Source organism: Pseudonocardia sp. HH130630-07 (assembly GCF_001698125.1).
Lineage (GTDB): Bacteria > Actinomycetota > Actinomycetes > Mycobacteriales > Pseudonocardiaceae > Pseudonocardia.
Genome location: NZ_CP013854.1, coordinates 5,693,282 through 5,708,612, shown reverse-complemented (window position 1 = coordinate 5,708,612; position 15,331 = coordinate 5,693,282). Strand labels below are relative to the sequence as shown.

The 15,331-nt window shown below is 74.2% G+C and carries 9 protein-coding genes; 8 read left to right on the top strand and 1 reads right to left on the bottom strand.

The annotated features are described in order from the left end of the window. Positions 1-11 precede the first annotated feature (11 nt). From AFB00_RS26955 to AFB00_RS26920, 8 genes are all read left to right on the top strand, one after another. Entirely contained in the window at positions 12-1,010 is a 999-nt protein-coding gene (locus tag AFB00_RS26955; RefSeq protein WP_068799512.1) for a carbohydrate kinase family protein, read from the top strand. After that, entirely contained in the window at positions 1,007-3,373 is a 2,367-nt protein-coding gene (locus tag AFB00_RS26950) for a glycoside hydrolase family 65 protein (RefSeq protein ID WP_068799511.1), read from the top strand. Before AFB00_RS26955 ends, AFB00_RS26950 begins: the two co-directional genes overlap by 4 nt. A 513-nt stretch (positions 3,374-3,886) precedes the next feature. Further along, positions 3,887-6,532, top strand: a complete 2,646-nt coding sequence (locus AFB00_RS26945) for a Pls/PosA family non-ribosomal peptide synthetase (protein ID WP_083276167.1) — start codon at positions 3,887-3,889, stop codon at positions 6,530-6,532. Further along, positions 6,529-9,045, top strand: coding sequence for a non-ribosomal peptide synthetase (locus AFB00_RS26940; protein WP_068799509.1), 2,517 nt, complete (start codon positions 6,529-6,531; stop codon positions 9,043-9,045). Before AFB00_RS26945 ends, AFB00_RS26940 begins: the two co-directional genes overlap by 4 nt. Positions 9,046-9,074: 29 nt before the next feature. After that, positions 9,075-10,049: a TauD/TfdA family dioxygenase gene (locus AFB00_RS26935; RefSeq protein WP_068799508.1), complete on the top strand. Its 975-nt coding sequence runs from the start codon at positions 9,075-9,077 to the stop codon at positions 10,047-10,049. Beyond that, positions 10,049-11,077, top strand: a complete 1,029-nt coding sequence (gene sbnB / locus AFB00_RS26930; protein ID WP_068799507.1) for a 2,3-diaminopropionate biosynthesis protein SbnB — start codon at positions 10,049-10,051, stop codon at positions 11,075-11,077. Before AFB00_RS26935 ends, sbnB begins: the two co-directional genes overlap by 1 nt. 31 nt (positions 11,078-11,108) lie before the next feature. Then, positions 11,109-12,152 carry a 2,3-diaminopropionate biosynthesis protein SbnA gene (sbnA, locus tag AFB00_RS26925; protein ID WP_068799506.1) on the top strand — a complete coding sequence of 348 codons (1,044 nt, stop codon included), beginning with the start codon at positions 11,109-11,111 and terminating at the stop codon, positions 12,150-12,152. Continuing rightward, a complete protein-coding gene (locus AFB00_RS26920) occupies positions 12,152-14,254 on the top strand; it encodes a hypothetical protein (protein ID WP_068799505.1) in 2,103 nt (700 codons plus the stop codon). Before sbnA ends, AFB00_RS26920 begins: the two co-directional genes overlap by 1 nt. 114 nt (positions 14,255-14,368) lie before the next feature. Here AFB00_RS26920 and AFB00_RS26915 read toward each other — a convergent pair whose 3' ends face one another. Further along, a complete protein-coding gene (locus AFB00_RS26915) occupies positions 14,369-15,097 on the bottom strand; it encodes a MerR family transcriptional regulator (RefSeq protein ID WP_068800715.1) in 729 nt (242 codons plus the stop codon). Positions 15,098-15,331: the final 234 nt, after the last annotated feature.

Genomic DNA, 15,331 nt, shown 5'->3' with positions numbered 1-15,331 from the left:
GGAGGTATGTCATGACCGACCGGTCCCATCGCACGGTCGCGGTGCTCGGCCCGATCCCCCGCGACCACGTCACCACCCACCGCGGCGAGGTGTTCGACTCCTACGGCTGCGTCACCTACACGACGGCGGCCCTGGCGGCGCTGCTCGGCCCGGACGACCGGGTCGTCCCGGTCGTCCACGTCCGCAGGGAGGACCAGCAGGTGATCGAGGACCTGCTCGGCGAGCTCGGCAACGTCGACCTGTCCCTCGTGCGGTCGCACGCCGACCGCGGCGATGTCATCGACCTGACCTACCTCGACCAGAACCGGCGCGAGGAGCTGCAGGCGGGCTTCATGCCCCCGATCACCGCAGAGGACGTCGCACCGGTGATCGGTGCCGACGCGTTCGTCTGCGTGCCGATCACCGACTACGAGGTGCCCGTGGCCACCCTCGCGCACCTGCGGCAGCACGGCACGGGGACGATCCTGCTCGACGGCCACGGGCCCACGGTCAGCGTCGCGCCGGGCGGCCGCCGGACCCGGCGACTGTGGATCGACCGCGACCAGTGGCTGCCGCACGTCGACATCCTCAAGATGAACCTGGAGGAGGCGGGCCGCAGCTGGTTCCCGTCCCCGGGCGGTGACCCGGCCGCGGTCGGGGCGCCGCTCCCGCGTGCGGAGCTGCCGAGGTTCGCCGAGCACTGCATCGACCGGGGAGTCCGGGCCGTCTGCGTGACGCTCGACGAGGACGGCTGCGCCCTGTACGAGCGGGGCCCCGACGGCGCGGTGCGGGAGCACCTCGTCCCGCGGATCGAGGTTCCGGACGTCGTGGACACCACCGGGTGCGGGGACTCGTTCGCCGCCGGTCTCGCGTACGGCCACCTGCAGTTCGCCGACTTCGTGGCCGCGGCGCGGTACGGCAACGCGATGGGCGCGCAGCGTGCCTCCGGGCCGGGCCTCGACGTCTACCTCGATCTGGAGCGGACGGCACGGCAGGTGCGGTCCGCCTACGGTCCGGCGGTCGTCCGATGAGCGCACCGGATCCCGGGTGGGCGCTCGTCGAGCGGGGGTTCGACCCAGCCGCGGCCGGCTACCACGAGACCGTCATGACGGTCGGCAACGGCCGCGTCGGGACCCGGGGTGCCCTGGAGGAGGGGCACCTCGGCGCGCTCTCCGGCACCTACCTCGCCGGGGTGTACGACGCACACGACTCGCCGGTGGTCGATCTCGTCAACGCCCCGGACTGGCTCGACACCCTGGTCCGCGTCGACGGGATGCGGCTCGACGTCGACTCCTCGGAGATCGTCGAGCACGAGCGGGTGCTGGACCTGCGGACCGGGGTGCTGCACCGCAGCACGGTGTTCGCCGATCCCGCGGGGCGTCGTACCCGGCTGCGCACCTCGCGCACGGCGAGCATGGCCGACCGCGACCTCTGCCTGCTGCAGATCGAGGTGACACCGCTCGACCACGACGCGGAGATCGTGATCGAGACCGGCGTCGACGGCCGGCGGCGCAACCTCGACCGGCTGCCGCACTACCCGGACGGCCTCGACCTGCCGCCGGCCCGGCGGTGGGACAAGTGGGCCCGGTCGACCCACCTCGCGATCGTCGACCGGGGGTTCTCCGGCGACGGCACGGCACACCTCGTGACCGGCACGATCGACTCCGGGGTCCGGATCGCGTACTCGGCCGCGGTCGTCCCGGAGCCCTCGGCGGACGGCGGAAGCCGGCTCACCGACCACGAGCAGCTCACCGACCACGAGCGGGTGGCCGACCGGCTGGTCTTCCGGGCCGGGGCCGGGGCTCCGGTGAGCGTGCACAAGTTCGTGGGGATCGCGACGTCCCGCGATCCCGGGCAGCGCGACGCCCCGCTCGCCAGGGCCACCGCGACCGTCGTCCGGCACCGCGGGGCGGGGGTGGACGCCGTGCGCCGGACCAGCGCCGCGGTGTGGGCACGTCTCTGGCTGGACAGCGAGGTCCGCGTCCAGGGGCACGACAAGGACGCGCTGGCCCTGCGGCTGGGTGTCTACCACCTGCTGATCGCCGCGAACCCGGACGACCCGACCGTCAGCGTCGGGGCCAAGTCGCTGTCCGGTGAGGGCTATCGGGGTCACGTGTTCTGGGACTCGGAGATCCTGCTCCTGCCGTTCTACCTCTACACCCAGCCCCGCACGGCCCGCTCGCTGCTGGCCTACCGGCACCACACGCTCCCCGGTGCCCGCGTGGTCTCGGCGGAGAACGGCACCCGCGGTGCCCGGTTCGCGTGGGAGTCCGCGGACACCGGGCGGGAGGAGTGCCCGCGCTGGACACCGGACGGTACGAGCCGGTTCTGGACGCGGGAGGAGGAGCTGCACGTCTCCGCAGACGTGGCGCACGCCGTCGACCAGTACGTGGCGGTCACCGCCGACGAGCAGTTCCTGCTCGCGGCCGGGGCCGAGATCGTGTTCGAGACCAGCAGGTTCTGGGCGTCCCGGCTGGAGGAGGGCGCCGACGGCCGCTTGGGCCTGACGAACGTGATGGGACCCGACGAGTTCCACAGCCACGTCACCGACAACGCGTTCACCAACCGGATGGTGGCCCGGCACCTGGAACAGGGGGCTGCGCTGCACCGGCGGCTCGGTGCCACCGCTCCGCAGCGGCTCGCCGAGATCGCGGACGAGATCGGGCTCTCGGGCGCCGAGGTCGACGGGTGGGTCGCGGCCGCCGCGCGCGTCCGTCCGCCCGTGCAGCTCTCCTCGGGGGTGATCGAGCAGTTCGACGGCTACTTCGGACTGCGCGAGCTGCCGATCGAGAGCTGGGACGACAACGACATGCCCCGGTACCCGGCCGGCTACCACCACTTCAACCTGGAGGACACCACGCTGCTCAAGCAGCCCGACGTCCTCATGTTGATGTACCTGCTGCCCAGGGAGTACCCGGTCGAGGTGCAGCGCACCAACTTCCGCTTCTACGAGGAACGGACGCTGCACAAGTCCTCGCTCAGCCCGGCGATCCACGCGGTCCTCGGGCTCCGGGTCGGCGACGCGGAGTCGGCAGTGCGCTACTTCGAGCGTTCGGCCTACGTGGATCTCGACGACAACCAGGGCAACACCGCGGAGGGCATGCACATCGCCGCCGCAGCGGGGACGTGGCAGATCGCCGTGCACGGTTTCGGCGGTATGCGTGCGCTGTCCGACCGGCTCTCGTTCGACCCCCGGCTCCCGGCGCGCTGCGAGCGGTTGCAGTTCAGCGTGTACTGGCGCGGCGACATCGTGGAGGTGGACCTCGGCCACGCGGAGTGGATCTTCACTCTGCGTGCCGCGCCCTCGACGAAGGTCGAGATCGTCGTGGACGGGGTCCCTGTGGTCCTGGTCGCCGACGATCCCTGCACCGTCACCCCGGGCGGCGTGCGGTGAGGGGATCCGCCGTCCGGGGCGGGTGCCTCCGAGTCGGAGGCACCTCGGGCTGAGGAGCCGGCGGCAGCAGCCGCGTCGGGCCGGGTGTCGGAGCCCGCCCGGCCGGCCGGGTCCCCAGCCGGTCGGCCCTGCGACTGCTGCCGCCCCCGCGTGCGCCACCGGGACCGCCGACCCGGTGGCGCACCGGCATGTCCGGACGTCCCGCCGGTTCTTCCGGTGGCACAACGGATCCCGGCGGCCCACTCGATTCCGGTAGTAGTGATGTGCGTCACACCCGGTCGTGGTGTGAACCGATTCGGGGGCGCGTCCCGAATGCACTGGCATAGGTCGCAGGGCGATGTGACCACGGGACCGCGGCAGGGGAGGGCCGCGGCGCCCGATGCTGCCGTGGGTCGACGGACCCCCTTTCCGTTGGTCTGTGCGGGTGGCCGAATTTCCAGTCCCGTAACACGGAGAAAGTCTGTGACGATGCCGACCGACACACACGCGGATCCGGCCGGGGAGGTGATGACGATGTCCGTCGATCAGGCAACGGAACGTGCGCTCACCGCGCCACCGGTGATCGTTCCGGAAGAAAGCGTGGAGGACGATCTCTGTGCGGTGATCGGCGAGATGATCGGATTCCCGGTCGCGCCGACCGATCATTTCTTCACCGACGTCGGCGCGGACTCGATGGTGCTGGCCCGGTTCTGCGCCCGGATCCGCCGCCGCCCCGGGCTCGGGCACGTGTCCATGACCGACGTCTACGCCCACCCGAGCGTGCGTGAGCTCGCCGCGGCGCTGGCCGTGTCGGCTCCGCCGGCGCCGGCCGCCGCTCCGGCCGACGGGACCACCGAGGAGCCCGCAGCCGGTCCGCCCGCCGCGCCGCGACCGGCGTCGACCGCGGCCTACCTCTGGTGCGGTGCCGCCCAGCTGCTCACGTTCGTGGCGTTCACCCTCGGCTACGGGACGGTGCTCGGTACCGCGTACCTCTGGATCGCGGGCGGGTCCGGCCTGCTGGAGTTCTACCTCCGCTCGCTCGCCGCCGTCGCGATCGCCTTCACCGTGTTCGCCGTGCTGCCGATCGCCGCGAAGTGGGTGCTCGTCGGCCGCTGGACCGAGCGGGAGATCCCGCTGTGGGGGCTCGGCTACTTCCGGTTCTGGCTCGCCAGGACGCTGGTCCGGACCAACCCGTTGCTCCTGGTCGCGGCCGGGTCGCCGCTGCTGCCGCTGTACCTGCGTGCACTCGGAGCGCGGATCGGCCCGGGCGTCGTGATGCTCTCCCGGGTCGTGCCGGCCTGCCCCGACCTGCTGACGGTGGGTGCCGGTGCGGTCCTGCGCAAGGACTCGATCCTGACCTGCTACCGGGCCGAGCCCGGCCTGATCCGGACCGGCCGGGTCACCGTCGGTGCGGGTGCCGTGGTCGGTGAGACCACGGTGGTCGACATCGGTACCGAGATCGGGGACGGGGGCCGGCTGGCGCACTCGTCGTCGCTGCACACCGGGCAGACGATCCCGGCCGGGCAGACCTGGTGGGGCACCCCGGCCCGGCCGGGCGGCGGCGATCCCGGCGGCCCGTCCGCCGCACCGAGCGGCCCGGTCCGCCGGTTCGGCTACGGCCTCGGCCAGCTGGCCACCCTGCTGCTGGTCTGGCTGCCGCTGGGATCCGGCGTCGTCGACGCGGCGCTGCTGCGGATCCCGGCCCTGCAGACCGTGCTCGGTGACGGTTCCGCGCAGCTCGGCTCGCCGCTGATCTACCTGGAGACGCTCGCGGTCTCCGGCGGGGTGTTGCTCGGCGGCATCCTGGCCGCGCTGTTCGCGACGACCCTGCTCGCCCGGGTACTGACGCTCGGGACTGTGGAAGGCCGCCCCTACCGCCTCTACGGATTCCGCTACACGCTGCACCGCACGATCATCCGGACGACGAACATCAGATTCTTCACCTACCTGCTGGGGGACAGCTCCTACATCGTCGGATATCTGCGGATGATCGGTCACGATCTCCGTCGCCGCCCGCAGACCGGGACGAATTTCGGCACGGCCGTGAAGCACGAGACGCCGTTCGCGAGCTCGATCGGCACCGGGACCATGGTCGCCGACGGTCTGTCGATCATCAATGCGGACTATTCGGACAGTGCATTCGTGATCAATCGGACACGACTCGGTGCGAACAGCTTCCTCGGGAACCGGATCGCCTACCCGTCCGGAGCGCGGGTCGGTGACGACTGCCTGCTCGCGACCAAGACCCTGGTGCCGACCGACGGCCCGGTCCGCAGCGGCGTCGGCCTGCTCGGGTCGCCGCCCTTCGAGATCCCCCGCACGGTGCGCCGGGACACCGCGTTCGGGCACCTGGAGACCGGGCTCGACCTGCACGAGCGGCTGCGGGCCAAGAACCGCTACAACCGCCGCTCGATCGGTCTGGCACTGCTGGTCCGGTGGGGCAGCCTGTTCGGCATCGCGATGCTGACGGTCGCGATGGCCGACCTGCTGGTCCCGCTGGGGCCGGTGATGGTCGGCATCCAGCTGCTGATCTCGCTGCTGTTCACGATGGTCTACACGTCCGTGGTCGAGCGTCTCGCCACGCTCGGCCGCCCGCTGCGGGGCCGGTTCTGCTCGGTCTACGACCCGTACTTCTGGTGGCACGAGCGGTACTGGAAGCTCGTGATCCAGGGCTGGGACCGGATGCTGGCGGGCACGCCGTTCAAGAACGTGGTGTCCCGGGCCCTCGGTGTCCGTGTCGGCCGGCGGGTGTTCGACGACGGCTGCGCGCTGACCGAGCGGACGCTCGTCACGATCGGCGACGACGCGGTCCTCAACGCCGGGTCGGTGATCCAGTGCCACTCGCAGGAGGACGGCACGTTCAAGTCCGCGCCCATCGTCGTGGGGCCCGGCGCCTGCCTCGACATCGGCTCGTTCCTGCACTACGGCTCCGTGGTCGGCCGGGGCGCCCGGATCGGTTGCGACGCCTTCCTCATGAAGGGCGAGGAGGTCCCCGACGGCGCCTTCTGGGAGGGCAACCCCGCCCGGGCGGTCGCGGCCCCCGTGAGCGCCGCCCCCGCCCAGCCCGCCCCCGCCCAGCCGGCCCCGGCATCGCCCGCACCCGCACAGCCCACCGCTGCGCTGCCCGTCGTTGCGCCGAGCACCGCATCCGTGACCGTGAACGGAGAGACCGCACGATGACCCGCACGCTCACCGCCACCACATCCGGCAACCGGACACACTGGGACCGGGTTCTGCAGGCCGGTGGGGCGACTCCCGCCCCGCGCTGGACCGCCCGTCCCCGCCCCGGCACCGCGACGCACACCGAGCACGTGGCGCCCGGCGCGCTGGACGCCGTGCTGCTGGCCACCGGCGCCGCGCCGGACGCCGTGCTGCTCGCCGTGCACGCCGCCGTCGTCGCCGGGCTCGCCGGGGCGGACGAGGTGACCGTCGGGGTACCGGCCACCACCGGCGGGGACGCGCTGCCGCTGTCGCTCGACGTCACCGGCACCTGGGGCGACCTGGTGCGGGACGCCGGTACCGAGCTCGCCGGCCTGCGCGGTGACCCCGGCGTCGGCCTCGCCGACCTGGCCGGGTCCGCCGCCGGGCTGGGCGTCGCGGTACCGGAGTACGGCACCGTCCTGGACCCGGGCGACGAGGCCCCGGACGGGACCGCGACCCCGGGGGCGCTGGGCCGGTCCGGGCCCCGTGGTGTCGCACCGGCTCCGGGGATCGCGTTCCGGGTCGGCACCCGCGACGGCGTCGTCCGGCTGACCCACCGGCTCGACCACCTCGACCCGGCCGCGGCCGCCCGCATCGCCGGCTACCACGCGACCGCGCTGGAACTGGCCGCCGACCCGCAGGCCGCCGTCCGGGCCTCGGCGCTGGTGGGACCGGCGGAGCGGGCCCTGCAGCTCGACGAGATCGCAGGCCGGCCCCGGGAGCTGCCGGACCGGCGGGTGCACGAGCTGCTCGCCGAGCGGGCCGCGACGCACCCGGACGAGATCGTCGCCGAGCACGCCGGCTCGGTACTCACCCGGTCCGGGCTCGACGCCCGGGTGAACCGGGTCGCCCGCACCCTGCTCGCCCGGGGTCTGGAGCCCGAGGACGTCGTCGCCGTCGTCACCGAGCGGGATCTGGACTGGCTGGTGGCCGTGCTCGCCGTCTTCCGGGCCGGTGGCGCGTACCTCCCGGTCGAGCCGCACTTCCCGGCGGAGCGGATCGCCCGGACCCTCGGCCGGGCCGGGTGCCGGTGGGCGCTGACGACCCCCGGGGCCCGCGCGACGCTCGACGAGGCGGCGACCGGCGCGCTCGTGCTGACCGTCGCCGAGGCGGCCGCGGGCAGCGACGACGCCTCGGCGCCGGACGTCGCGGTGCCCGCCGACGCGCTCGCCTACCTGTACTTCACCTCCGGCTCGACCGGCGAGCCGAAGGGTGCGATGTGCGAGCACGCCGGGATGCTCAACCACCTGCTCGCCAAGATCGAGGACCTGGAGCTGACCGCCGGCTGCGTGGTCGCCCAGACCGCACCGCAGTGCTTCGACATCTCGCTGTGGCAGCTCGTCGCGGGCCCGCTGGTCGGCGGCCGGACCCTGCTGGTGGAGCAGGACGCGATCCTGGACGTGCGGCGCTTCGTCGACACCCTCGCCGAGCACCGGGTGAACGTCGTCCAGCTGGTGCCCAGCTACCTGGAGGTCGTGCTGACCTACCTGGAGCAGCACCCGGTGGCCCTGCCCGACCTGCGGATGGTGTCGGCGACCGGGGAGGCACTCAAGAAGGAGCTGGTACAGCGCTGGTTCCGGGTGCGCCCGGACGTCCCGCTGGTCAACGCCTACGGGCTGACCGAGACCTCGGACGACACCAACCACGCCGTCCTGCGCTCGGTGCCCGACGGCGACCGGGTGCCGCTCGGCCGCCCGGTGCCGGGGGTGCGGGTGTACGTCGTGGACGCCGACCTGGCGCCGGTCCCGCTCGGTGCGCCGGGGGAGATCGTGTTCTCCGGCGTGTGCGTCGGCCGGGGGTACGTCAACGACCCGGACCGCACCGCCGCCGCGTTCGGCTCGGACCCGTACCGCCGTGGGGAACGCCTCTACCGCAGCGGTGACCACGGCCGCTGGCGTCCGGACGGCCAGCTGGAGTTCCTGGGCCGCCGGGACAACCAGGTGAAGATCCGGGGTTTCCGGATCGAGATCGGCGAGATCGAGAACGCGCTGCTGCGGGTACCGGGGGTCCGGGACGCCTGCGTCGTGGTCGCCGAGGCCACCGGCGGTCCGCAGCTCGTCGCCTACCACGCCGGTGACGGCCCGGACCAGGACACCGTCCGTGCCACGCTGGCCGGGAGCCTGCCCGCCTACATGGTGCCGCCGGTGGTGCACCGGCTGGACCCGCTCCCGGTGACGGCGAACGGCAAGATCGACCGGAAGGCGCTGGCCGCCCGCGCCGCGGCCGGGGACGAGCCGGTACCGGCCACCGGGGCCGCGCCGGCACCGGCCGTGACACCGGCCCAGGAGCGGGTGCTGGCCGCGGTGACCCGGGTCCTCGACCTGCCCGACGGCACCGTCTCGCCGGCCGACCACTTCGTCGAGCTCGGGGGGAGCTCGCTGTCCGCGGTCAAGCTCGTCATCGCGCTGGACCGCGCGGTCACCGTCCGTCAGGTGATCGATCATCCCGTCCTCGCGGACCTGGCCGGGTTGCTCCCGGACCCTCCGCACTGAGAAGTCACACCACCACCCGGGGGAGAACCATGACCGGATCACTGCTGGGGGTGCAGCTGCACCCCGGACACCCGCCCGTCCTGGACACCGGAGCGAGCGGTTCGGCCGCCGACTGGTGCGAGCGCCACGAGGACGCACTCGGCGACCTCGTCGACGAGCACGGAGCGGTACTGGTGCGCGGCCTCGCGCTGCGCACCGTCGCCGACGTGGCCGGCGTCGCCGCCCGGCTCGGCGGCACGGCCTACACCGAGCGGGAGGCGGTCGCGGCCCGCACCGTGCTGGCCGACGGCGTCCACTCCTCGACCCCGTGGCCGGCGCGCCAGCCGATGTGCGCCCACCACGAGCTGTCCTACGTGCTGGAGACGCCGGCGACGCTGCTCTTCGCCTGCCTGCGCGCACCGCAGACCGGTGGCGCGACCCCGCTGGTCGACACGGCCCGGGTCGTCGACGAGCTGCCCACCGGCCTCGTCGACCGGATCGAGCGGGACGGCTGGCTGCTGATCCGCAACTACGGCGAGGAGATCGGCGCGTCCTGGCAGCAGGCGTTCGGCACCGACGACCGGGCCGAGGTCGAGCGGTACTGCCGGGCGAACGCGATCGGCACCGAGTGGAACGCCGAGGGCGGCCTGCGCACCCGGCAGCGGCGGCACGGGGTGCTGGAGCACCCGGGTACCGGGGAGAAGGTCTTCTTCAACCAGATCGCCTTCCTCTCCGAGCACGCCATGGATCCGGAGGTCCGCGAGTTCCTGGTGGAGGTCCACGGCCCGGACGGGCTGCCGTTCACCACGCGCTTCGGCGACGGGACGCCGGTACCGGCCGACGTCGTCGAGGCGATCAACGACGCCCACGAGCGGCACACCGTGCGCGAGCCGTGGCAGGACGGCGACCTGCTCGTCGTCGACAACCTGCGGGTGGCGCACGGCCGCGATCCCTACACCGGCGAGCGGGAGGTCGTGGTCGCGATGGCCGACGGCGTCACCGTGCCGGCCCCCGAGGAGAGCTGATGGAGATCACGGTCCCGCCGTTCGCGGTCGTCCCCGGCGCGCAGGTCGCGCAGGCGCTGGCCGGGCGGGAGAAGGAGATCGTGGAGCTGGTCGAGGACACCTACCGGGTGCACGCGTCGGGGGCGACGGTGAACCCGCCGTCGTACTTCCTGCGCTTCCCGGACCGGCCGTCGTCGCGGATCATCGCGCTGCCCGCCTCGCTCGGCGGGGAGTCCGGCGTGGACGGGATCAAGTGGATCTCGAGCTTCCCGGGCAACGTCGAGCACGGCATCCCGCGGGCGTCGGCGGTGCTGATCCTCAACGACCCGCTCACCGGCTACCCGTACGCCTGCCTGGAGAGCTCGATCATCTCCGCGACCCGGACCGCGGCCTCGGCCGCCTCGGCGGCGGACCGGCTCTCGGCGGACCGCGCCCGGCCGCGCCGGGTGGGATTCGTGGGCACCGGGCTGATCGCGCGCTACATCCACACCTTCCTGGCCGGGACCGGATGGAGCTTCGACGAGGTCGGGGTCTTCGACCTCTCGCCGGAGTCCGCCGCCGGGTTCGCCGGGCACGTCTCCCGGACGGTCCCGGGCTCGGCGGTCACGGTCCACGACTCGGCCGAGTCGCTGGTGCGCGGGTACGACCTGGTGGTCTTCGCGACCGTCGCCGGGACCCCGCACGTGCACGACCCCGGCTGGTTCGACCACCACCCGCTGGTGCTCAACGTGTCCCTGCGGGACCTGTCGGCCGAGGTCGTCCTGGAGTCGTTCACCGTCCTCGACGACGTCGAGCACTGTCTCAAGGCGGACACCTCACCGCACCTGGCCGAGCAGCGGACCGGCAACCGCGACTTCGTCGCCGGGACCCTCGCCGAGGTCATGGCCGGCACGCTGGCGGTGCCCGCGGACCGCACGGTCGTGTTCTCCCCGTTCGGTCTCGGCGTACTGGACCTCGCCGTCGGGCGCTACGTGCACGAGCGCGTGGCCCGTTCCGGCGAGCTGCACACGGTCGACGACTTCTTCCACGAGCTGAGCCGGCACGGCTGAGCGGCGCACACCCCGAGAGGAGAGGTCACGGATGACCGTCATCTCCGCCCCCGAGCAGTTCAACACCGACGACCTGTACGTCGACCTGGCCACGACCCTCGGCCGGTCGCTCTACCTCAAGTGCGAGGGTTTCAACTTCGCCGGATCGGTCAAGCTCAAGGCCGCACTCGGCATGGTCACCGAGGCGGAACGGTCCGGTCGGCTGCGGCCGGGATCGGTGCTGGTCGAGTCGTCCTCCGGGAACCTCGGGGTCGCGCTCGCCATGATCGCCGCCAGCCGGGGCTACCGATTCGTGTGCGTGACCGACCCCCGGTGCAACCCGGCGACGCACCGGCTGATGCAGGCGCTGGGAGCCGAGGTCCGGGTCGTCGACGCCCCGGACGTGGCCGGCGGCTACCTCGCGACCCGGATCGCCCTGGTCCGGTCCATGGTGGACTCCGACGGCCGCTACGTCTGGCTCAACCAGTACGCGAACCCGGAGAACTGGGGCTCGCACACGGTGACCACCGGGCCCCAGATCGAGGCCGCGTTCCCCGGTCTGGACGTGCTGTTCGTCGGCGCCGGTACGACCGGCACCCTGATGGGCTGTGCGCGGTACTTCCGGTCCCGGCCCGGGCGGGTCCGGGTCGTCGCGGTCGACGCGGCCGGATCGGTCACCTTCGGCGACCGGGCCGCCCCGCGGATGATCCCCGGGCTGGGGACCAGCGTCCGGCCGCCGATGCTGGACGAGGGGTACGTGGACGACGTCGTCCACGTGGCGGAGCCGGACACCCTGGACGTCTGCCACCGGCTGGCCCGGCGCGGGTTCCTGTTCGGCGGATCGACGGGCACCGTGGTCGCCGGGGCACTGGCCTGGCTCGCCCGGCACGGCGACGAGGCGATCACGGCCGTCGCGCTGGCCCCGGACCTGGGGGAGCGCTACCTCGACACCGTGTACAGCCCGTCCTGGTTGCGGGAGCACTTCGGCGCCGACGTCGCCGCCGGGACCCCCGGTGCGTTCGGGGGCAGGCCGGCGTTCGCCGGCACCGGCCGGGACGCTGCGTTCGAGATGCCGCTGCAGGCGGTGCGGTCCTGATGGCCCGCACCGTGCGTGCACCGCGGGTGCCGCAGCGTCCCGCGGCGGACGCCGCGCCCCCCGCCGCGGACAGCGAGGACCGGCCCAGCCCGGTGCCTCGCTCGCAGGCCGCTCCGGAGCCGTCGCCGGCGGCCGGTGACGCCCGGAAGGCCGGTCGCCGTCGCCGGGCCTCGCTGAAGGTCCCGGCCCGGTCCGCCGAGGACCGCACCCCGACCGGGTCCGGTGCCCGGCCTCCGGGCACCGGGTCGGCGGGCCCGGCCGCGGATCGGGGGGTGGCCGGTGTGCCACCGACCGACCCGGACCGGCCCGGCACGGACCGGCCCGACACGGGCTCCTCGGGCTCCACGCCGTCGGGTTCCGCGCCGTCCCCGGCTGCGGCGTCGCCGGGCACCGCATCATCGGACACCGCGTCGGCCGGTGCAGGCCCGACCGGTGCCTCCGGCCCGGCCCGGCCCGCCGCCGGTCCGGACGCGGCGCCGCGCAACGGCGCCCCCGGCCGGCCCGGCCGCAGCGTCCCGCGGAACGGCACGACCGTCCGGCGGAACGGGGCGGCACGACCGGCCCGCACCGGACGGGACCCGGGTACCCCGGAGGCCGGCCCGCCGCGGACGGCAGCGGGTACCGCGGCCCACCGCAGGCCGCCGGAGCTGCCCGCATCGCTGCGGATCGGCCCCGTGACACCCGGTCCCGGCGGCCGCCCCCCGGCGCACGCGCGGGTGGCGCTGACCGTCGACCGGCCGGGAGGAGCGTCGACCGGGGCCCCCGGCCGCCTCCCGGTGCCGGCCGCACCGCCCCTCCCGCCCCGCGCGGGCACCCCGGTACCGGACGAGCTGCCCGGGACCCGGGCGCGGGGCGCCGGGCGGGGCCGGAACGGTCCGCTGCGCGAGGCCGGTGCCGTGCTGGCCCGGCGTCGGCGTCCGCTGCTCGTGCTGGCGCTGCTCGCCGCCGTGGCCGGCGCCGCGACGGCATGGGCGGTGCCGCCGCCGGTGGTCGCGACGGCGTCGGTCCAGGTCGCCACCGTCGGCACGGCCGACCCGGCGGGTGCCACCGCCAGGGCACTGGGCGCGGCGACCAACGCCGCGTTCACCGCCCGCGTCGCCGAGCTGTCCGGGGCGGCCGGCGCGGAGGCGGCGGAGGACCTGTCCGTCACCACACCCGCGCCGGGTGTGGTCCGGTTCCGGGTGAGCGGCTCCGATCCGGCGGTGGCCACCGCCGTCGCCGACGACGCCGTCACCGCGCTGCGGGAACGGGTCGCCACCCTGGACCGGGCCGTCACCGCGGCCGGGACGGACCCGGTGCGGGCCGAGCTCGACCGGCTCACCGCGCCCCCGCCCGACGAGCTGGGGACGCAGACCCGGACGAACGGCACCACCGAGCCCGACCCGCTGGTCGACCAGTTCGGACGGGTGCTGGCCGACCGGACGGCCCAGACCACCGTGATCGTTCCCGGGCCCGCGGCCGTCGCCACGCCGTGGATCGCCTCCGGCTGGTGGATCGGTGCCGCCGGTGTGCTCGCCGGTGTGCTGGCCGGGCTGCTGGGTCTCCTCGGTGTGCTCGCGGCCCGCCGGGGCAGGCGGCTGCTGCCGGAGGCGGACCCGGCCGGAGCGTTGCGGGCCGAGATCGACGTCCCGGTGCTCGCCCCCGGGACGGCGCCGGCCGCCGTGCCGCTGCTCGCCGACGCCTACCGGACACGACTCCGGACGTTCCCGACGGTGACCGTCGTGCAGCTCACGGCGGAGCCCGCCTGCGACGTCGCGGCCGAGCTGGTGAAGGCCGCGGAGCTGGTCGGCGACCGGCGGGTGTGGGTCGACCTGACCCCGGGAGCGGCCCCGCCCGGTCCGGTGAGCGGGCCCCGGATCCGCTCGATGCGGGTCCGGCGCGCCACCCACGAGGACCTCCGCACGCTGCGCGGCTGCGGCCCGACGGTGCTCGCGGTCCAGACCGCGGGAACCCGCAGCGCCGAGGTGGCGACGACCGTCGCGGCCCTGCGCGCGGTCGGTGCCCCGCCGGTCCTGTGCCTGGTCTGGACCGGCCGGCTCCCGCGGGACCCGGCCCGCGTCCCGCTGCCCGCGGACGCCCGTACGCGCTCCACACTGCCGTGACCGGCCCGCACCCGCTTGCGGAACCGGCACGGAACCACACCGCACGACGCTCGGCCGCCGCCGGTCCGCGCCGAGATGCACGTCAGCGGGCTCCGGCGAGCGCCGGGGCCGGGATCAGGCCGAGCGGCGGATGATCCCGTCGATCCGGCGCATCACGTCGTTCTGCGCCGGGTTGTAGAACTCCTGCAGCGCCGCACGCAGCGCCGTCATCATCGCCTGCCGCTGCCGGGGCGGTGCGTAGCCCACCGGCCCCAGCTCGGGCTGGGGGCCGTAGAGCTTGCGGACGTGCGGCGCCATGCGCTCGGCGAGATCGAGCCGGGTGTCGAGATCCGCCTTCGCCGGCAGCGCGTCGAAATCGGCCGCGCACGGGTCGGAGCGCATCTCCTGCAGGTGGTCGCCGTAGTGGTCCAGCCCGTACGGCTCGAGGAACCGCGACTTCACGACGACGAGCGAGTGGTCGGCCTTCGTGAGCCCGTCGGCCTCCGGCAGCGGCGCCAGCTGCGTCGGCACGTCCGCGGGAACCGATCGCTCCAGGATGTCGGCGAGCTCGCCGCGGGCGCGCTGGAGCCGTTCGATGGTGCTCGCGAGCTCGGAGTCGAGGGACTTCAACGCGTCGGTGGGATCGTCGTCGTCGATCATCGTCGCGATCCGGGACAGGGAGAAGCCGAGCTCGGTCAGCCGCTTGATCCGCAGGATCCGGACGAGGTGGCGGATGCCGTACTGCTTGTAACCGTTGGCGCGGCGGTCGGGTTCGGGGAGCAGCCCGATCTCGTGGTAGTGCCGAACTGCACGAAGGCTCGTTCCGGCCAGCTCGGAGAGCTCGCGGGTGCTCCACCCTTCCACGGCCACCTCGATTCGTCGCGAACGATGGAAACCGACATGATGCGGCGTCACCATGCCACAAGCTCGTGGCCTCGGCGTGCGCACGAAAGGGGACCCGCTCATCCGAGCGGGGAAGCGCTGTCCCGCAGCGCCGAGCGGCGGATTGCCGGTAATGCCCGTGACCGAGCGGTGCCTGCACCGATGTCCGGACCGGACGGGCAGACTCGGGCGTCGTACCCGCGACCGTGCCGACCG